The sequence below is a fragment of the Niallia sp. M35 genome, from assembly GCF_050971705.1.
In the GTDB taxonomy this organism is placed as follows: domain Bacteria; phylum Bacillota; class Bacilli; order Bacillales; family Cytobacillaceae; genus Niallia; species Niallia circulans_A.
Genome location: NZ_JBPCEP010000009.1, coordinates 169222 through 189632, shown reverse-complemented (window position 1 = coordinate 189632; position 20411 = coordinate 169222). Strand labels below are relative to the sequence as shown.

Below are 20411 nucleotides of genomic sequence, written 5' to 3'. Positions count from 1 at the left end.
CTTTTGATTGCGGCTTAAAATTTAGAGGGGAGAGTATAAGAAGTGATTAATGAGGCTGACGATCACATAAAAAAGACTGTCCGACTAGTACGCTTTTAAAAGAAGGTTCTAACCCCTCTTTTAAAAGCGTACTTCATAGACAATCTCTTAACTAATTTTGTATGTTCTCGCGTTGTGTTTTCTTCTTGTCATTCTTTTTGCTAATACTCCATATTTAGGAGAGCAAAGGAAGCTTATCATAAAAATGATGCCTGTAGAAAAAGCCATCGCCCCTGAAATAGAGGTATCTAACCATACCGCCATATAATAGCCAATAAACGCCGCTAGAATCCCAAACCCACTGCTTAACAGAAAAAGAAAGGATAATCGATCTGTCCATAAATAAGCGGCGGCCGCTGGAGTAATAAGCATCGCTACTACCATAATGGCACCGACAGCATCAAAAGCAGCCACTGTTGTTAAGGATACTAAAGACATAAATAAATAATGCATAAAGATAACAGGAATGCCCAGACTTGCTGCAAGTGCTGGATCAAATGAAGTAATTTTCCATTCTTTATAGAATGCTATAATGACCAATAGAACTACAAATAGCACGGCGCTTAGTAATACTACTGCCTCTGGAACCCTTCCTAAAATCGGAACTTCTACTCTTTCCCATGGAATGAAAGTAATTTCCCCCATCAACGTATGTTTCACATCTAAATGAGCATTACCTACTTTTGTTGCAATTAAAATGACCCCTATCGCAAATAGTGTAGTAAAGACAATTCCAATCGAAGCTTCTTGCTGAACTCCGTGTGTATGCAGCCACTGAATGACAACCGCAGTAACAAGTCCAGCAATAACCGCTCCAATTAACATATGAATTCCTGTTAATTCTCGTGTTATTAAATAAGCACACACTATCCCCAATAACACGGTATGACTAATAGCATCAGCCATCATTGCCATTCTTCTTAAAATCAACAAAACGCCAATTAAACCACAACTTAGTCCTACTAATGAGGCAGTCAACAATATCCAACCAGTATAGCTCATTATTGTTCTACCTCCCTCGTCATTTTTACTAACTCCATGCCCTTCCTTTGTCTTTTCTGTTGAAAAAAGACAACAGCCAATCCTTTTTTACTTCCTAAAAATAAGGAGATAAAGAAAATAGCAGCTGCGGTTACTACGATAAACGGACCAGTTGGCCATCCTTTTCCAATTGTGCTTAAAAATGTCCCCATCATTCCGGAGGCTCCTCCAAACAAGGCGGAAAGAATCACCATCACTTTAAAGGATTCTGTCCAATATCTAGCACTTACACTTGGAATTATTAATAAGGCTGCCATTAATATGACGCCGACCGCTTGAATACCAACCACAATAACTAAAACAAGAATTGCCATGTAGAGTGCATTCATCCCAGTTATGGATATACCTATTCCTTTTGCAAAGCTTGGGTCGAACAAAAAGATTTTCCATTCTTTAAAAAGAATTACTGTTAAGAAAAGTACAATAATAGCCACCATCATCATAGTCCAGACATCTCTTGATACCATGGATGCCGCTTGCCCAAATATAAAACTATCCAGCCCGCTCTGATTACCGCCAGGCATTCGATTAGCAAATGATAACAGCATAATCCCTAAGCCGAAGAAAACAGATAACACAATTCCCATGGCTGCATCTTCTTTCACACGACTGGAGCTTCTGATCCACTGAATAAGAAATGCACCTAATAAAGCGGTAATCGCTGCTCCAATTATCATAACAAAGAGATTTTTTTCTCCCAGTAGTATAAACCCTAATACCACTCCTGGTAACGCAGCATGAGAAAGAGCATCACTCATTAAACTTTGTCTCTTCCAATAAGCGAAGCTTCCAATAACACCTGCTGCCATTCCTAATAAGAACGTACTGAATAATACAGATTGCGCATTATAAGATAGAATACTAAACATTATCTCTTCTCTCCCATCCAGTGCAATGTACCACCATACGCTTTCCTAATATTTTCTTTTGTAAAAGTCTCACTTGTAGGACCATGGGCAATGACCGTTTTATTTAATAAGAGAACATGGTCAAAATATTCTTCAACTGTCTGCAAATCATGGTGGACGACCATGACTGTTTTACCTCGCTCCTTCAGCATCTTTAAGGTTTCCATAATCGCCTTTTCCGTTGTCGCATCTACTCCGGCAAGCGGTTCATCTAAGAAGTATAGATCAGCATCTTGCGCAAGCGCGCGCGCAAGAAACACGCGCTGCTGCTGGCCACCTGATAACTGACTAATTTGACGATCTGCATAGTCTTCCATCTTCATTTCTTTTAAAGCTGCCATCGCCTTTTGTTTATGCTCTTTCTTCGGCCACTTGAGCAACCCTATTTTCCCATATAAGCCCATTGTAACTACATCGAGAGCATTTGTTGGAAAGTCCCAGTCTACCGAACCACGCTGGGGCACATACCCAATTCTCGATTTTGCTGTTTGATAGGTTTCACCGAAAAAATTCACCTCTCCACTAATAGCATGGTGAAGCTCTAATATTACTTTTAACAAAGTGGATTTTCCAGCCCCATTTGGTCCGACGATACTCGTCAGAGTTCCCTTCTCCACTTGAAAACTAACATCAGATAACACTTCATTTTTTCGATAAGCAGCGGACACATTTTCCACTGTAAGTATTGTTTCCATCTTTATTCCACTCCTCTGCTCAATGCTTGATAGATGGTTGCAACATTATGTTCATACATCCCAATATATGTTCCTTCTTTCGATTTCGCATCGCCCATAGCATCAGAGAATAATTCTCCTCCAAATTCTATATCAAGCCCTTGTTTTTTTGCTCCTTCCACAACCGCATTGACGGAGGCTGGGTTAATGCTGCTTTCAACAAAAACTGCTGGAACTTGATGCTCTACTAGTAATGCAATAGTATCCTCTATATCCGATAACCCAATTTCAGCTTCCGTACTTAAACCTTGTAAACCAACAACCTCTATATCTAGCATTCTTCCAAAATAACCAAATGCATCATGTGCTGTAACTAATACCCGCTTATCTTCAGGCAATGATTCCATTTGTGTTTTTGCTTCTTCTTTTAACGAATCTAATTTCGCAAAATATTCCTGTTTATTTTGTTCAAAATAGTCACTATTATCAGGTGATGCTTTCTTTAACTCGGTTGTTGCAGCATCAAGTGCCTCTTTCCACAAATCAACATCAAACCAAATATGGGGATCAATCGCTCCTTCTTCATCCTTCAAAAGCTTCTCCTCTGCAATAACATCCCCGATCGCAAGAACTGGTTTTGTTTTGCTGATTTCTGCAAAAACCTTTACCATGTTGGCCTCTAGATGCAACCCGCTATAAAAAACGATATCCGCCCCATCCATTTTCTGGATATCTCCTTGTGTCGCTGTATACAAATGTGGATCCACTCCAGGTCCCATTAAGCTTTGCACCTCTACTTTGTCGCCGCCAATAACCGACATAGGCTCTGCAATTTGCGCAATTGTAGTAACAATCGTAAGCTTACCATCTTCTTTAGATCCCGTTGATTCAGCTGAACATCCTGTTAGAAAAACAAACGACATTAGCAATCCTGTTAGTATCAATTTCCACATTATTTATTCCTCCTTTTCTTTATCTCAACAAATATACCCATTGGACAATTTGTTTCCTCAAGGAAACTTTTATGTTTATATACAAAATACTTAACTATCCGAAAAATGTCAATGATTTAATCATAATTAGGTAAATTTTTTTAAGTAACTTTACTAACATTCAATAAAAAAGATGCCTTTATTAACAGCATCTCTCTTAAAAACTATTTTGTTATCCAAATATCTTCTCCCATAACTCCACAAGAAAGAATTTCACTTCTACTTCCTCTTCTTTTTCTCCTTCTACAAATACAGGATCTTGTTTCTCTTCCGCTTTAGTTTGTTCTTTCTTTTCTTCCTTTGCTGGTTTATCTGGTTTATCTGCCTTTCCTTCTTTCTTCTCAGCTTCCCCTTCCTCAAATCCATCACTTACCGCAACTCCATTAGAGAAATCCAAGAAGCATAATGGTGGGAAAAGAACACACCACCAATTGGCCCCTTCACCTTCTCCTAAAGTAATTAGAATGGCATCATATTGACCAGCTGGATATAAGAACTCCCCATAAAGCTTTGTTGGAAAATCTACTTTATCAAACGTAACATTTACGGCTTGGTTGGCATTTTCATCTTCTACTACTCTTTCTGCAATCTGTTGAATCTCTGGTAACTTTTCCTTCAATAAGTCTTTAGCCACTTCTTTAGAAGTTAATTCGGAAACCCAGTTTGTAATTTCCTCATTTACAGCATCTCTTACTTTTCTTTTTAACTCCTGATCATCTTCCTTATCACTATTCGCTAATATTCTTAGACGAATCGCATCGTTTGGAATAATTACTTCATTATTAGCTGTCACTTCATTTTTGGGAATATATAAACTCATCATTGTAGATAAAATAAGTACAAATAAATAAATAGTTGCCATCGGTTTATTTTTCATCTTTAGCACCGCCCCTTCACTAACACAGTGTGGGCAGATTAATAGAATCTTAAACTAGTAAATTTCATTTTTTTAGAGTAATTTTTGTAGATTTGGAATTTGCCCTCATCTATCTTGCGGTTCTGCTGCTTTTTCTTGCGATTCCCACACTTTTACTTGCGACCTCCTCTCTCTTTCTTACGATTTTCACACTTCTACTTGCAATTCCACCCCTCTTTCTTGCGACTCAACCTCTCTTTCTTTAACAACGGCTCATCCCCAAATAAAAAAGGCATATGCTATACACCGTATAACCGTGTATAGCATATGCCTTTTCTACTGCCAGCATCCCACAAATCAAAAGCCCACTTCTGCAAATACCATGCGATCTTTGCCATTGATATCATATTGAACTTCTACTTTTGCCTGAGGGAAGGCGGCTTCTAAAAGCTTTGCAACAGCATCGCTCTGGCCTGCGCCTACTTCGAAGCCGATAATAGCTTTTTCCTTGACGACTTGAGGTAGTTCTTCACATAGCCTTTTATATAAAAGGAGTCCATCCTCTCCAGCGAACAGTGCTCTATGCGGCTCGTGCTCAGTTACAACGTCAGACATCGTCACAACATCCCTTTCTGGTATATAGGGAGGATTGGATAGTACAACATCAAAGCTCTTCCCTTGAGCAATAAAAGGCTGTAATAAATCTCCTTGTACAAAATCTATTGGCTCTGCCCCTAAATTCGCAGCATTCTGCTTTGCAACAGCTAAAGAAACTTCATAAAGATCACTAGCTATCACCTGCAAGGATGGACATTCTAACTTCATAGTCACAGCAATTGCACCACTTCCTGTCCCCACATCTATTAGCTTTAAGTCCGCACCTTCTCCAAACAGTCTATCTATCCGCGTAAGTGCGGATTGTACAAGCTCTTCCGTTTCTGGTCGAGGAATGAGCACTTCCTTATTCACCTTAAAAGCTCTGCCATAAAAGTCTTCTTGACCAATAATATATTGGACTGGTTGTCCTTCAGCATGTAAGGAGACTAACTTTTGGAAATCCTTAAATTGTTCTTCATCTATGTCTTCACGAAATTTTATAAGCAATTCAGATCTACTCACTTGTAAAGAATGCCTTAATAATAACTCCGCTGCATATTCTTCTCTATTATGCTCCTTTAAATAAGAAGAAGCCCATTTGAGGGCCTCGAATACCTTACACATCAGAAGCACTTTCCAAACGACTAGATTGTTCTTCAAAAATGAGGGCATCGATTATATCATCCATTTTCCCTTGAAGAATCTGGTCTAACTTTTGAATAGTTAATCCGATACGATGGTCAGTCACACGGTTTTGCGGGAAATTATACGTACGAATACGTTCAGAGCGATCCCCTGTTCCAACTGCAGATTTACGTTGTTGATCATATTCTGCTTGTGCTTCTTGCTGGAATTTATCATAAACACGCGCACGTAATACTTTCATTGCTTTTTCTTTATTTTTTATCTGTGATTTTTCATCCTGACAGGAAACGACTGTACCTGTTGGAAGATGCGTTAAACGGACAGCAGACATCGTTGTATTAACACTTTGCCCTCCAGGACCACTAGAAGCAAATGTATCTACGCGTATATCTTTTTCATGGATTTCAATCTCTACTTCTTCTGCTTCAGGCAAACAAGCAACTGTTGCAGTAGACGTATGGATACGTCCGCCAGATTCCGTTTCCGGCACACGTTGTACACGGTGGGCCCCATTTTCAAACTTTAATTTGCTGTATGCCCCTTTTCCGTTAATCATAAAGATGATTTCTTTGTAGCCGCCAACACCCGTTGAGCTCGCATCAATGACTTCCATCTTCCATCCTTGCGCCTCCGCAAAACGGCTGTACATACGGAAAAGATCTCCTGCAAATAAAGCAGCTTCATCCCCTCCAGCAGCACCTCTTATTTCCATAATAACGTTTTTATCGTCATTAGGATCTTTAGGAATTAATAATATTTTTAAACGTGCTTCTAGCTCTTCAATACGTGCAGCCGTTTCATCCAATTCCTCTTTTACCATTTCACGCATTTCAGGGTCTAGCTTTTCTTCCAGCATTGCTTTAGCTTCTAAATGCTGTTCTTTTACTTCTTTATATTCACGATAAACTTCTACTGTTTCTTGAATATCCGATTGTTCTTTCGAATAGTCACGCAGTTTTTTTGTATCATTCACAATTTCAGGATCACTTAATAATTCATTAAGCTTGTCATAACGATCCTCTACAGCTTGAAGACGATCAAACACACTATTCACCTCGTTTTTATCCATAACGTACTCATTATATTATAGGCTATTTTCCTCGTCAAAACCAATTCTTATGAAAAATAGCGTATTAGTTAAATAAACAGAAGAATGTAAAGCCAATTTTTTTATTATCTATTATAATAGATATAACACTAAAAAGAGAGGAAATGAACTATGTCCCTAACAAACCATTCCATTTATGAATATGTGATGGACAAGGCACCCTCTATTACGAAAACTTGGTTTGCTATTAAAGATGGAGAACCAGGCTCTATTTATTCAAAAAACTCCTCCCCTGCTGTTGAAAAATTGCTAAAAAAACAGCATGCTTTTACCATTCAGACTGTCATCAGTGCATTTCTAGAGGATGAAAGCATCTTTGCTAATAACCTAGAAGTATGGGCAAATGAGGTTGCTAAAAGCAGGGTAGAACTAGCAACGCCAGTTCATGAAGTATTAGAGGCATTAAGCATCACCAGAAAAGCAATATGGAATACAATTGAACAGTTTATCCTGGAGCATAAAGAGGTTTCAACAGCCTTAGTTTTACAATGGAGCTCTAAATATCAATCTACTTTTGATCAATTGACAAATCAATTTACCAGTATGTATCATGCTTTTACAAAAGAAAAAATCCACTCGCAGGAGGAGCTTATCCAACAATTAAGTGTTCCTGTTATCCCAATTACTGAATCGATTGGTGTTCTTCCCCTAATCGGTGACATTGATAGCCTACGGGCAAAACTAATATTAGAAACCGTTCCTGTACGCTGCAAAGAGGAAGGCATTGAGCATTTGTTCATTGATTTATCAGGTATTTCTTCCATTGATACAATGGTTTTGCATGAGTTAATGAAACTAACAAAAATACTTTCTTTTATTGGTATCGAGTCTACTATTTCTGGACTCAGTCCTGATACTGCTCAAATGATTGCTGCCTTGGGAATTAAATTAGGAAAGGTTTCCACATTTAGTACGCTCAAACAAGCGCTATCTTTACAGGGAAAATCTTTAGAAGTCGCAGCCTCCAGCATAAATGCACTGCCTTTTCGCAAAGCATAAACCATAAAAAACTCCGCTAAATTGTTTACACCACTCAGGAAATTGATTTCCTGCGTAACAATAAATGATTTAGCAGAGTTTTTACTCTTTTTCTATTGAACTAGTAAATTCGAAATTAGAATCCTTTATTCAGAATCTCTTCTCCTACAAATTCATCACGTATCTCGCCAACAATTTCTTCTAGAATATCCTCCATTGTAACAAGACCTACAATTACGCCTCTTTCATTTTTCACTAGAGCCATATGCACTCTCTCTTGCTGCATTTTAAGAAGAACATTTTTAATAGGCGACGTTTGAAGAAAAATAGGCATCTCATGAATAAATTCTTCCATTTTTGTTTCTCTTCCCGCTACCACATTTGTTAGCATCTCTTTTGTATTTACATACCCTACTAGCTTTGTACCATTCTTTGTAACAGGATAACGAGTGTATTCTTGTTTATCCAAGACTGTCAGCATCTCTTCCAGTGACATTTCTATTTCTACATTTACAATTTGTTCTCTCGGAATCATAATTTCTTTGAGAATTCGATTATCGAAAGCAAAAATATTCTTTAAATAAGCTAATTCTGTTTGATTGATTTCGCCACTCTCGTAACTTTGAGTCACAATCAACTTTAATTCCTCTTCCGAATGGGCTATTTCATGTCCAGTTGGTTTGATACCAAACCAACCGAGGATCGCTCTTGATGATCCATTTAAAGCATGGATAATCGGCTTTGTAATCCGCCCAAACCAATATAAACCAGGAGCAAGCATCAACGTCATTTTTTCAGCATATTGAATAGCCAATGTCTTTGGAGCTAATTCTCCGACTACAACATGTAAAAAAGAAACAACAGATAAAGCAATTGCATAGGAGAGTACTGTTGATAAAGCATTAGGCACATCAAACCTCTCAAATAAAGGATGAAGAATTTTTTCTACTGTCGGTTCTCCTAATGCTCCTAAAACCAATGCCGTAATGGTAATTCCAAGCTGACAGGCAGATAAATAATAATCCAGGTCATGCGCTACTTTCTTTGCAGTAATTGCCTTTTTATTCCCCTCGGCAATAAGCTGATCCAATCGTGACGTTCTTACTTTTAAAATAGCAAATTCCGCCCCAACGAAAAACGCCGTTAACATAATAAATACTGCTACTAAAAACAAATTCAATAGTATTATACTGTCCAATTATTTCCCTCTTTTAAAGGGATTCACCTCCATGAGTTATCGATAAAGCAGTTTTGACATCTAGATTGTTTTAAAAGCGTTTTGTATAAGGCTAACCTCTTTGATTTGATAATTATCCATATCGGTCACTGTCCATAACCGGTCCCCTTGTTCTACTTGATCCCCAATTTTCGCTGTATCTAATAGCTGATATTGAATCCAACCGGCAATAGTATCAAGTTCTTCCCTTTCTTCAAATGGAATACCAAAACGTTCTTCTAGTTCATCTAGCAATACACGGCCATTAATGAAATATTTATCTTTCCCTGACTCCCGGATGTCCGCCACTTCATCTGCATCAAACTCATCACGGATTTCTCCAACAAGTTCCTCTAATATATCTTCCATTGCCAATATACCAGAGGTACCACCATACTCATCAATAACCAATAACATATGCACTCGCTCCTGCTGCATTTTTAACAGAGCATCCTGCAATCTTGTTACTTCTAACACAACAGGAAGGTCGCGAACGAATTCGTCTAATTGACGATTTCTTCCCCAAGCCATCTGTGTCAGCATTTTCTTTACATTCACCACACCAATAATATGATCTTTATCTCCATCCTCTGTTACAGGATAACGCGTATAATTATGCTCATCCAAGACTTTTACAATCTCTTCATAGGACATATCTTTATTTAGTGTTACCAACTCTGTTCTAGGAACCATAATATCCTTCGCTACTCTTTCATCAAAGGAGAATACATTTTCCATATACTCAAGCTCTGTTTGGTCAATTTCTCCACCTTGATAACTCTGTGTCATTACTATTTTCAATTCTTCTTCTGAATAAGCCTGTTCGTGCTTAGCAGGTTTAATCCCCATTAAACGAAGTACTACTTGTGCCGAACCATTCAATGCCCATATAAAAGGTTTCATTACCTTACCAAACCAATATAATGGCGGTGCCAGCAACAAGGTTAATTTCTCAGCGAATTGAATAGCAAGTGTTTTCGGAGCCATTTCTCCTACCACCACATGCAAGAAAGTTACCAATGCAAAAGCAATAGCATAGGAAGCAACTGAAGCAACAGAGGGAGAAGCATTCAGTAAATTAAAGATTGGATACAATAGTTGCTCAATTGCCGGTTTTCCTAAAGCACCAAGACCAAGCGCTGTTACGGTAATACCTAATTGACAGGCAGAAAGATAGTAATCTAACTCACTTGCTACTTTCTTCGCCATAATGGCCTTCTTATTTCCTTCTGCTATTAACTGATCAACTCTTGTCATACGAATTTTAACAACAGCAAATTCAGCACCAACAAAGAAAGCTGTTAGCGCTAATAATAGCACCAGTAAAAATAAATTGATTATCATTATTATGTCCAATTATTTCCCTCGTTTCGAGGGATTCACCTCCAGGAATGGTTACATTAAAGACAGTAATTTCATTACGTCTAATAATTTTGTTTCAAGTGTACGATACACTTTCTTTTTCTCTTCCTGCGGCGCATCTTTCAATCGTTCTTCCAAAGAGGCCAGTTTTTTATGCAAACAGGCAATTTCTTCCTGTACCTCATCCATTATTGGTTCAATTTCTTGGTCTTCCATTGAATGAATAACATTTCGTATTTCTCCAATCGACATACGTTGTTTTTTCAAAAGTTTTATTCGTTCCAATGTATAGAGAACATCTTCGGAATACAGGCGATAATTGGAATCAGATCGCGTCACCGGAAGCAATTTATTACTTGTATAATAATCAATCGTTCTTGTAGATAATCCGCTTAATTTCGCCACTTGGCCAATACGCAATAACGCCTTCCCAATGAAAAAACCCCTTTCTGTTTATAAGTTAATTATATAGTAACATGAAAAAAAAAATCCGTACAGTATTACGTTATGGTTTATCATTCACGTTGTTACTGAATTTAACTAAGTATAGCGAATGACTTCCATGAGTTTTATCAATTCTACGGTTTTGTACGGCTTTTCGAGCTTTTTTATAAACAATAAAAAAAGCTCCCGTTAAGAAGGACCAACCATTCCTAACAAGAGCTTTTTCTTATAAAGCCGTTGAGGTATTATCTTTATTTGCTTTCTCTGTACTTCTAGGTACTTCATGATGATGGCGGCATCTTGGTTCATAAGATTCAGAAGCACCTACTAAAATTACAGGATCTTCGTAGTTAGCTGGGGCACCATTAATCAACCTTTGTGTTCTGCTTGCTGGAGAACCGCAAACGGCACAAACTGCCTGAAGCTTCGTCACTAATTCTGCGATCGCCATTAATTCTGGCATTTTTCCAAATGGCTCGCCTCTAAAGTCCTGATCTAAACCGGCACAAATCACTCGATGGCCACTATTTGCCAAATGTTGTATAACTCCAATAATTTCATCATCAAAAAACTGCACTTCATCTATTGCAACTATCTCTATATCGGAAGTAACATATTCAAAAATGTCGGCTGATTTACTAATAGGAATCGCATTAGTTGCAGTTCCATTATGGGAAACGACAGATTTCTCACTATAGCGATTATCGATACTTGGTTTAAACACTATAAACTTCTGCTTAGCAAATTGCGCTCTTCTTACACGACGGATGAGTTCTTCTGATTTTCCTGAAAACATACTTCCGCAAATAACTTCTACCCATCCATGATGTTTCATTACATACATGAAACCGCTCCTTCCTAGATAAAACAACTTGTCTCTTCCATTACTCTATTTATATTTTTCTAATTAATAGTCAAGATATGAAAATCACTATCCATATTCTCTCTTACATACTTTAACAGCTATCCATGCTAATGGAAATAATAGATTCACTTCAAATATCATTTTTCCCTAGCATCTCGAGTGAAAAATAGAAGAAAAAATAACATAAGATACTTAAGAATAAAAGTTATATCATGACTTTCATTCTTAAAAATCCTACTATCAGTCCAAATAAAAAACAGGCAAGGAGAAGTAACTTCTTGCCTGTTCTTGATATTCCATATTACTTAAGACCGTATTTTTTGTTGAAGCGATCAACACGTCCGCCAGCTTCAGCAAATTTTTGACGTCCAGTATAGAACGGATGGCACTCAGAACAAGTTTCAACTTTGATTTCTTTTTTAACAGAACCAGTTTTGAACTCGTTACCACAAGCACATTTCACCGTAATTTCGTTATAAGTTGGATGAATTCCTGTTTTCATTCCTTTTCATCTCCTTCCGCCCTGCAACTTTCGAAACAGAGTTCTAAAACAGTGCTTAGACACTGTAATTGTAAAACACATTGATTATATTATAACAAGTACATTCTTGTTTTGCAACACTATTAACCATGCATTAATTACCAAATATTGAAAAATACTGAAAGCTTTCCATCATAGAAATAAACTATTTAAAATCACTTCTATATATTTAGGAACGTTTAGCAGTTCCTGCTTTCATTTGTTCACCAAGGATCGCAAAGAAATCCTCATTGCTTTTCGTTTGTCTTAATTTTCTTAAGAACTTTTCAGCAAAGTCTGGTGAATCAGACATTGACTTACGAATAGCCCATAGCTTGTCTAAATGTTCTTTAGGAATCAATAGTTCTTCTTTCCGTGTTCCAGAGCGTCTAATATCAATAGCAGGGAATATTCTTCTTTCTGCTAATGCACGATCTAAATGAAGCTCCATATTACCTGTTCCTTTAAATTCTTCATAAATAACATCGTCCATACGTGAACCAGTATCAACTAATGCTGTAGCCAATATCGTTAAAGAACCGCCTTCTTCGATATTACGTGCAGCACCGAAGAATCGTTTTGGTCTATGGAATGCCCCTGGATCAATTCCTCCCGATAAAGTTCTTCCACTTGGAGGAATAACTAGGTTATATGCACGTGCTAATCTTGTGATACTATCCATCAAGATAATAACATCACGTTTATGTTCCACAAGACGCATTGCTCTTTCTAATACTAATTCAGCAACTTTAATATGATTTTCGGGAACTTCATCAAATGTTGAGCTAACAACGTCTCCACTTACAGATCTTTCAATATCTGTTACTTCTTCAGGTCTTTCATCAATGAGTAAAACAATCAGCTCTGCCTCTGGATGATTTGTTGTAATACTATTTGCTATTTCCTTAATCAGCATTGTCTTACCTGCTTTAGGAGGAGCTACAATCAGACCACGTTGTCCAAAGCCAACAGGAGCTAACACATCCATTATTCTAGTAGATACATTTCTCTGTGTTGTTTCTAAATGTATTTGACGATTCGGGTATAGAGGTGTTAAGGCTGGAAAATGAACTCTTTCTTTCGCTGACTCTGGATCGTCTCCGTTAACAGCTTCTACTTGAAGTAAGCCAAAGTATCTTTCGTTTTCTTTAGGCGGGCGAACTTTCCCTGAAACTTTATCTCCATTTCTCAAATCAAATCTTCTAATTTGAGATGCTGAGATATAAATATCTTGTGAACTTGGAGAATAATTAATCGGTCTTAAGAAGCCAAATCCTTCTGACTGAATAATCTCTAGAACGCCTTCCATGAAGAAATAGCCTTCTTGCTCTGCTCTTGCTTTTAAGATGGAAAAAATCAGTTCCTTTTTTGTTAACTTACTGTAATAGGCAACTTTATATTCGCGAGCTAATTCATACAGCTCTTTTAATTTCATATTTTCTAAACTAGATATATTTAATCCCATTTTTACACCACTCTTTTATATTTTCAGTTATCCCTACCATTTATTTCGAAATGTGGGAAGGTTATTCTTCTATTTGAGGCGAAAGCTTTTTTGAAGAGAAATTTTGATGCGAGAAATAATTAAAGTGAAGGATGGAAAAGAAGAATCCTGCTTCTTCTCCAGCTATCGATAAATCGTATACTTTCATTTTCTTATAACTTTTTCATAAGAATGGCTGTCTTTCAATAAAGCGGAAGGAGCCGTGATTTGAATATAAATTTATCTTAAGAGGAGTTTTTATTTTATCCTTCATGTTTCTATTAGCTTCGACGAGAATCAATTAAAAGCAATCTCTATTTTACCTCCATCTACGAAAAATGTGCAACAAGAATTTTTTTACCAACACTTGTTCACTCCATAATGGAAGCAGAATATGGATGAAGTTTCGTTTTTCATCCTTCTTTTTTAGGGTCTTTCGAAAAGGAAGGTATGGAGGAAGCTTAATGAATATTCCCGTATTGGAGGACATTTATTCTTTCATAAACAAATTTAAAAGGATGGTCCCTACATGCCTTTAGTAGCAAAAATCTGCTTTTAAAATACGTATAAATAATTTATCTAGACTTATTTTCTTTTTCCAAAAAGTTATTAATGAATTTAGAACAGAGGGAACTTCCTCCCCCTGCTATCCTATATTGGCTAATAAATAGAAAAAGGTTCAACACATGATTCGAATAACACGGCGCTGTACTAGTTCACAATTGATTAGCCATTATTTATTTGTTCATATTCCTCTTCGGTCATCTTTTCTCGCCATATTGTCGCCCCTAAACCAGTAAGTTTTTCTACTATATGGCTGTACCCTCTATCAATATGCTCAAGACCTGTAATTTCTGTCACTCCATCTGCCATTAGCCCTGCTATTACTAAGGAGGCACCAGCACGTAAGTCACTTGCTTTTACTTTGGCACCTTGCAAATGAACTGGACCATTAATAATGGCAGATCGTCCCTCTACTTTTATTGTGGCATTCATTCGACGCAGCTCATCAATATGTTTAAATCTAGCACCGTAAATTGTATCTGTAACCATACTTGTACCATTTGTCTTTGTTAAAAGGGATGTGAATGGCTGCTGAAGATCTGTTGGAAACCCAGGATATACAAGTGTTTTTATATCTACTGGTTTCAAAGAATTATTGGAGCTGATAAACACTTGTTCATCACTTGATTCTATCGAGACTCCCATCTCTCTTAATTTCGCAATTAAAGACTCTAAATGTTGGGGGATTACATTATCCACAAGCACACCATCTCCAACCGCTGCTCCAATAATAATATACGTACCTGCCTCGATACGATCCGGAATAATAGTATGACGGCAACCATGAAGATGATCTACCCCTTCAATCCGAATCACATCAGTCCCTGCACCTTTTATTTTCGCTCCCATATTGGTTAAAAGTGTTGCCACATCAATAATTTCCGGTTCTTTAGCTGCATTTTCAATGATGGTTTTCCCTTTTGCTCGTACTGCTGCAAGCATAATATTAATTGTTGCCCCTACGCTTACTACATCTAAGTAAATTCTTGCTCCCCTTAACTCATCTGCCCGAAGATAAATGGCTCCTTGTTCATTTGTAACCTGTGCACCAAGTGCTTCAAATCCTTTAATATGCTGATCTATCGGTCTTGGTCCTAGATGACAGCCACCAGGTAAGCCAATTACCGCCTTTTTAAATCGTCCTAGCATGGCTCCCATTAAATAATAAGAAGCACGCAATTTTTTTACCTTCCCATTCGGCATAGGCATAGAAATCATAGAAGAGGGATCAATTGTTATATCAGACTCTGATATAGATACCGTTCCACCTAACTCTTCCATAATCTCTTTTAATATCTGAACATCTGAAATGTCAGGCAGTCCCTCAATTGTAACGGGAGATTCAGCTAAAATGGTTGCTGGAATAAGTGCCACTGCACTATTTTTTGCACCACTCACTCTAACCGTTCCTTTTAAAGGTGATCCACCTGCAATCATAAGTTTTTCCATTTCTAGCTCCCTTCTAAGCCAATGCAAAAGTACGAATTCTGCTATAAGTTAATCAAGATGAGGCTTGGATGTAGAATCTTGTTTGAATTACTGTTACTTATTATACCAAATATTAAGACTCAATGGAAAAGTATATATGTATGAACTTTACGTTCTATTGTGTTAACAAAGTACAAACATTTTTAGTATTACCTATATAAGGAGTCCTGATACTTGGAACCAATTCATCGATAACTTTCTTTTACTATAATCTTCCACTTTCATATACGCTTTTTCCATAAACAAGTCATGATATCCCTTGGTAATTCACAAATCAACTGAAACCGCTCGCTATTGATGATTGCTAGTAACCTTTTGGAATATAAATAGGGAAGTTATTTTCGAAATATTTACCTACGCAATTATTTGAAGATATTACCTTTCCCCCCTTCCAAAAACAGCTTTTTTTGAAGAATGCCATAAAAAAAAGGATATCCTTTAAGGGTCTGCCCCTAAAAAGATATCCTCTCTTTCCTACAAATAAAATTATGCTTTATTAGAAGAACCAAATTCTTTGATTTTGCCGATTACAGTTGCTTTAATCGCATCACGAGCAGGTCCTAAGTATTTACGTGGATCGTATTCTTCTGGTTTAGCAGCTAATGTTTCGCGAACTGCTTTTGCAGAAGCAATTTGGTTTTCAGTGTTAACGTTGATTTTAGCTGTTCCTAAAGAAATAGCTTTTGTGATATCTTTAGTTGGGATACCAGTACCACCGTGTAATACTAATGGTAAACCAGTTAAGTTACCGATTTCTTCCATTTCTTTGAAACCTAAGTTAGGCTCACCTTTGTAAGGACCGTGAACAGATCCTAAAGCAGGAGCTAAAGTGTCAATGCCAGTACGTTTAACAAGTTCAACACATTCGTTAGCATCAGCATAAATTACACCTTCAGCTACAACGTCATCTTCTTGTCCACCAACAGTACCAAGTTCTGCTTCTACAGAAACACCTTTAGCATGTGCATATTCTACTACTTTAGAAGTAATTTCAACGTTCTCATCAAATGGATGGTGAGAAGCATCGATCATTACAGATGTAAAGCCAGCATCGATTGCTTCTTTACATTTTTCGAAACTTGAACCGTGATCTAAATGAATAGCAACAGGAACTGTGATGTTATAGTCTTCCATTAAACCTTCAACCATTTTTACAACAGTTTTGAAGCCACCCATATAGCGGCCTGCACCTTCAGAAACTCCAAGAATAACTGGAGATTTTTCTTCTTCTGCAGCTTGAAGAATTGCTTGAGTAAACTCAAGATTATTTAAGTTAAATTGACCAACAGCATAGCCTTCTGCTTTTGCTTTGTTTAACATGTCTTTCATTGAAACTAAAGGCATATTTCTTCCTCCTTATTTAATGATCGTTCTTTTTTACAAGAGAATCTTTATTAAATTTCCCAAAGGAAAGTTGAATATGTATATAATACCTCAAGTAAAACAAAACGAATCATTCCATTTAAAAACTCAATTGTAATCATACCAAAATAAATCAAGAAATGCTATCGTTCAAGCTTTTTTTTCTATTTTGTCACAAATTAGTAGACTTTTTGTCGAATGAAAGCACTTTAATTCTAAATCCACTTATAAACTATAGAATAGGTATTGAAAATATGGTCCATGATGGCTTAGTAAAAAATATCACAGATCTAGTTTTCGAAAACCAATAGCTTCAAAACAGAAACTACATTTTTCGGGTTAAGGGAAAACATATAGGAACTGGCTGGCTAATAAATATGTATAAAATATGGCGATTAATAATTAATGTACTTCTTAACAGCCTCTCTCAGATCATCAATATCAAACGGTTTAGCAAAATGCGTTAGGGCACCGAGGTCCTTCGCTTCTTGAATCATATCTAGTTCTCCATAAGCTGTCATGATAATCACACGAATATCCTGATTAAGCTTTTTCATTCGTTTTAATATTTCAATTCCATCCATTCCTGGAATTTTCATATCAAGCAGCACTAAATCAGGTGATTCTCTTGTCACAATTTCTAACGCCTGATTTCCATTTGCAGCTTGGAATGTCTTATATCCTTCCTTTTGAAAAACTTCATTCAAAAGGATTCTAATGCCGAATTGATCATCAACAATTAATATTTTCCCTTTCATAAGGAACCTTCCCTTCTAACTCAAGTTATATGTATGTATTCTCTCGTTTTTATCATACTTTATCTTTTTCTACTATTTACTCGACTTTTCCTGCTAATCCCCTTAAATTTTACCTTTTCCTTCAATTTAATTATAATTATCTACTATATGAAGCAAATTACTGTTTTAATTTAATAAAATGGAGGTTTTCCACTTGCTTAAAATGTTTTCCACTCAACTAAGTGGGTTATTTAAAAGATTGCATGAGAAAGAAGAGGAAGCAATCGAAGACAGCTCAAGACTATTAGCCCAAGCCATTGTCAGTGACGGAAAGGTTTATATCTATGCAACAAATGAAATGGCAGGAGTGATAGCAGAGGCTACAACTGGGATGGAGCCGATGCTAAATACAGAAAAATGGGCAAATGCATCGCTTGAATCTATTACCTCAAACGATCGGTTTATTCTTTTTGCTCGAACAAATGAAGAGGAAGAAATAAACACATTTGCTAAACAACTATACGATGCTCAAGTTCCCTTTATTTCCATCTGTTCTATTACCAATCCTGATATTGAATCACTGGTTGACTTTGCAGATGTTTCTATCGACTTAAGACTTTCTAAAGGCTTATTGCCTGACGATGAAGGAAAGCGATATGGCTATCCATCGTTAATTGCTGCTCTTTTTATTTATCATGGCATTAAATTTACCACTGATGAAATTTTGAAAGAATATGATTTATAAAAGAGAATTACTATTACACTAAACGTTAGAAAACATTACAAAAAGAGGCTTTTCCAAATAAATGGAATAGCCTCTTTTTTTAAGTTCGCCAAAATTTTATTTTTCTGCTAAGCGGATAGATGCACCGACAAACTCACGGAAAAGAGGTTGCGGGCGAGTTGGTCTCGAGATAAATTCTGGGTGGAATTGAGAAGCAACAAACCAAGGATGATCTTTTAATTCAACAATTTCCACTAAACGGCCATCTGGGCTAGTTCCTGAGAATACAAATCCTGCATTTTCCATCTCTTGACGATATTGATTATTGAACTCATAACGATGACGATGTCTCTCATAGATTACCTCGTCTTGATATGCTTCATACGCTCTTGTATCTTCTTTTAATTTACATGGATATAAACCTAAGCGAAGTGTTCCACCTAAATCTTCCACATCCTTCTGTTCTGGCAGAAGGTCAATAACTGGATGTGTTGTTGCTTCGTTAATTTCAGAAGAATGAGCATCATTCCACCCTAAAACATTACGAGCAAATTCGATAGATGCTACCTGCATACCTAAGCAAATCCCAAAGAAAGGAACCTTCTGTTCGCGTGCATATTGCGTTGCAAGAATTTTTCCTTCCACACCACGGTCTCCGAATCCACCTGGTACGAGAATTCCATCTGCATCTTGTAATATTTCTTGCACGTTTTCTTTCGTTACCTGCTCTGCATTAATCCAATCGATCTCAATGTCAGCATCATATGCATACCCAGCGTGCTTTAATGCTTCTACTACAGATATATAAGCATCTTGTAATTCAACATATTTACCAACAAGGGCAATTTTTGTTGTTTTAGAAAGATGACGAACGCGATCTACTAGTTCAATCCATTCTGTCATATCTGCTTCTTGGCATTTAAGCTTTAAATGGTCACATACGATTTGATCAAGATTTTGCTCTTGAAGAGCTAACGGAATAGTATAAAGTGTATCTGCATCACGACATTCAATAACAGATTTATTGTCTATATCACAGAATAAAGCAATTTTATCCTTCATATCTTCAGAAATAGGTTTTTCTGTTCTTACTACAATCACATTTGGCTGAATTCCTAAGCTGCGTAGCTCTTTTACACTATGTTGTGTTGGTTTAGTTTTCATTTCCCCTGCAGCTTTGATGTATGGTACCAATGTACAATGAATGTACATAACATTGTCACGACCAATATCACTTTTAATTTGACGAATAGCTTCTAAGAATGGTAAAGATTCAATGTCTCCAACCGTTCCGCCAATTTCTGTAATTACTACATCTGCATTTGTTTCACGACCAGCTCTAAATACACGTTCTTTGATTTCATTTGTAATGTGCGGAATTACTTGCACTGTTCCACCAAGATAATCTCCTCTACGTTCTTTTCTTAATACAGTAGAATAGATTTTTCCTGTTGTCACATTGTTATATTTCGTTAAATTGATATCAATAAAACGCTCATAGTGACCTAAGTCTAAGTCTGTTTCTGCGCCATCATCTGTTACAAACACTTCTCCATGCTGATATGGACTCATTGTACCAGGATCCACATTGATATACGGGTCAAACTTTTGAATCGTTACACTTACACCACGATTTTTCAGCAAGCGTCCTAGTGATGCTGCTGTAATACCTTTTCCGAGTGAAGATACTACTCCACCTGTTACAAAAATATATTTTGTCATTATATTATCCCCCTTGATTTAAGTTTGCTCCAATTCCTCTTTATTTAAGACGAATTAACTAATTTTTTTAGAGGGGTATGAAACGA

The 20411-nt window shown here is 36.9% G+C and carries 19 protein-coding genes; 2 read left to right on the top strand and 17 right to left on the bottom strand.

All coding sequences use genetic code 11. From position 1 onward, the window contains the following. Positions 1 to 147: 147 nt before the first annotated feature. From NiCM35_RS14335 to prfA, 7 genes are all read right to left on the bottom strand, one after another. Positions 148 to 1041, bottom strand: a complete 894-nt coding sequence (locus NiCM35_RS14335) for a metal ABC transporter permease (protein ID WP_095329572.1) — start codon at positions 1039 to 1041, stop codon at positions 148 to 150. Then, entirely contained in the window at positions 1041 to 1949 is a 909-nt protein-coding gene (locus NiCM35_RS14330; protein ID WP_095329571.1) for a metal ABC transporter permease, read from the bottom strand. The genes NiCM35_RS14335 and NiCM35_RS14330 overlap by 1 nt, the downstream gene beginning before the upstream one ends. Then, positions 1949 to 2683: a metal ABC transporter ATP-binding protein gene (locus NiCM35_RS14325; RefSeq protein WP_095329570.1), complete on the bottom strand. Its 735-nt coding sequence runs from the start codon at positions 2681 to 2683 to the stop codon at positions 1949 to 1951. The genes NiCM35_RS14330 and NiCM35_RS14325 overlap by 1 nt, the downstream gene beginning before the upstream one ends. A gap of 2 nt (positions 2684 to 2685) precedes the next feature. Next, positions 2686 to 3615, bottom strand: coding sequence for a metal ABC transporter solute-binding protein, Zn/Mn family (locus NiCM35_RS14320; RefSeq protein WP_433779859.1), 930 nt, complete (start codon positions 3613 to 3615; stop codon positions 2686 to 2688). A 211-nt stretch (positions 3616 to 3826) separates the two neighbouring features. Continuing rightward, positions 3827 to 4531: a stage II sporulation protein R gene (spoIIR, locus tag NiCM35_RS14315; protein WP_095329568.1), complete on the bottom strand. Its 705-nt coding sequence runs from the start codon at positions 4529 to 4531 to the stop codon at positions 3827 to 3829. 336 nt (positions 4532 to 4867) lie between these two features. Next, positions 4868 to 5731: a peptide chain release factor N(5)-glutamine methyltransferase gene (gene prmC, locus NiCM35_RS14310; protein ID WP_123258492.1), complete on the bottom strand. Its 864-nt coding sequence runs from the start codon at positions 5729 to 5731 to the stop codon at positions 4868 to 4870. Continuing rightward, positions 5724 to 6797 (bottom strand): peptide chain release factor 1, encoded by a 1074-nt coding sequence (gene prfA / locus NiCM35_RS14305; protein ID WP_095329566.1) that lies wholly within the window; start codon positions 6795 to 6797, stop codon positions 5724 to 5726. Before prfA ends, prmC begins: the two co-directional genes overlap by 8 nt. 174 nt (positions 6798 to 6971) lie before the next feature. Between prfA and NiCM35_RS14300 the strand changes: the two genes are divergently transcribed. Next, positions 6972 to 7859: an STAS domain-containing protein gene (locus NiCM35_RS14300; RefSeq protein WP_095329565.1), complete on the top strand. Its 888-nt coding sequence runs from the start codon at positions 6972 to 6974 to the stop codon at positions 7857 to 7859. Positions 7860 to 7974: 115 nt separating this feature from the next. Here NiCM35_RS14300 and NiCM35_RS14295 read toward each other — a convergent pair whose 3' ends face one another. The 9 genes from NiCM35_RS14295 to NiCM35_RS14255 form a co-directional block, all read right to left on the bottom strand. Continuing rightward, complete coding sequence (locus NiCM35_RS14295; protein WP_095329564.1) at positions 7975 to 9036, bottom strand: hemolysin family protein; 1062 nt, start codon at positions 9034 to 9036, stop codon at positions 7975 to 7977. Between the two features lie 60 nt (positions 9037 to 9096). Then, positions 9097 to 10410 (bottom strand): hemolysin family protein, encoded by a 1314-nt coding sequence (locus NiCM35_RS14290; protein ID WP_433779857.1) that lies wholly within the window; start codon positions 10408 to 10410, stop codon positions 9097 to 9099. A 39-nt stretch (positions 10411 to 10449) separates the two neighbouring features. After that, the gene (locus tag NiCM35_RS14285) at positions 10450 to 10836 is read right to left on the bottom strand and encodes a MerR family transcriptional regulator (protein ID WP_433779855.1); all 387 of its coding nucleotides are present in this window, start codon (positions 10834 to 10836) and stop codon (positions 10450 to 10452) included. 250 nt (positions 10837 to 11086) lie between these two features. Beyond that, positions 11087 to 11704 carry a thymidine kinase gene (locus NiCM35_RS14280; RefSeq protein ID WP_047940757.1) on the bottom strand — a complete coding sequence of 206 codons (618 nt, stop codon included), beginning with the start codon at positions 11702 to 11704 and terminating at the stop codon, positions 11087 to 11089. 322 nt (positions 11705 to 12026) lie between these two features. Then, on the bottom strand, positions 12027 to 12227 hold the full coding sequence (rpmE, locus tag NiCM35_RS14275) for a 50S ribosomal protein L31 (RefSeq protein WP_047940758.1): 201 nt from the start codon (positions 12225 to 12227) through the stop codon (positions 12027 to 12029). Between the two features lie 208 nt (positions 12228 to 12435). After that, entirely contained in the window at positions 12436 to 13710 is a 1275-nt protein-coding gene (gene rho, locus NiCM35_RS14270; RefSeq protein WP_095329561.1) for a transcription termination factor Rho, read from the bottom strand. A 744-nt stretch (positions 13711 to 14454) separates the two neighbouring features. Then, positions 14455 to 15741 (bottom strand): UDP-N-acetylglucosamine 1-carboxyvinyltransferase, encoded by a 1287-nt coding sequence (murA, locus tag NiCM35_RS14265; protein ID WP_095322022.1) that lies wholly within the window; start codon positions 15739 to 15741, stop codon positions 14455 to 14457. Positions 15742 to 16266: 525 nt separating this feature from the next. Beyond that, positions 16267 to 17124, bottom strand: coding sequence for a class II fructose-bisphosphate aldolase (locus NiCM35_RS14260; protein ID WP_047940761.1), 858 nt, complete (start codon positions 17122 to 17124; stop codon positions 16267 to 16269). 413 nt (positions 17125 to 17537) lie between these two features. Beyond that, positions 17538 to 17900 carry a response regulator gene (locus NiCM35_RS14255; RefSeq protein WP_095329560.1) on the bottom strand — a complete coding sequence of 121 codons (363 nt, stop codon included), beginning with the start codon at positions 17898 to 17900 and terminating at the stop codon, positions 17538 to 17540. Positions 17901 to 18093: 193 nt separating this feature from the next. Here NiCM35_RS14255 and NiCM35_RS14250 point away from each other — a divergent pair, with 193 nt between their 5' ends. Continuing rightward, positions 18094 to 18624 carry a DUF2529 domain-containing protein gene (locus tag NiCM35_RS14250; RefSeq protein ID WP_163187503.1) on the top strand — a complete coding sequence of 177 codons (531 nt, stop codon included), beginning with the start codon at positions 18094 to 18096 and terminating at the stop codon, positions 18622 to 18624. A 96-nt stretch (positions 18625 to 18720) separates the two neighbouring features. Here the strand turns inward: NiCM35_RS14250 and pyrG are convergent, their stop codons facing one another. After that, on the bottom strand, positions 18721 to 20325 hold the full coding sequence (pyrG, locus tag NiCM35_RS14245; RefSeq protein ID WP_095329558.1) for a CTP synthase: 1605 nt from the start codon (positions 20323 to 20325) through the stop codon (positions 18721 to 18723). Positions 20326 to 20411 lie beyond the last annotated feature (86 nt).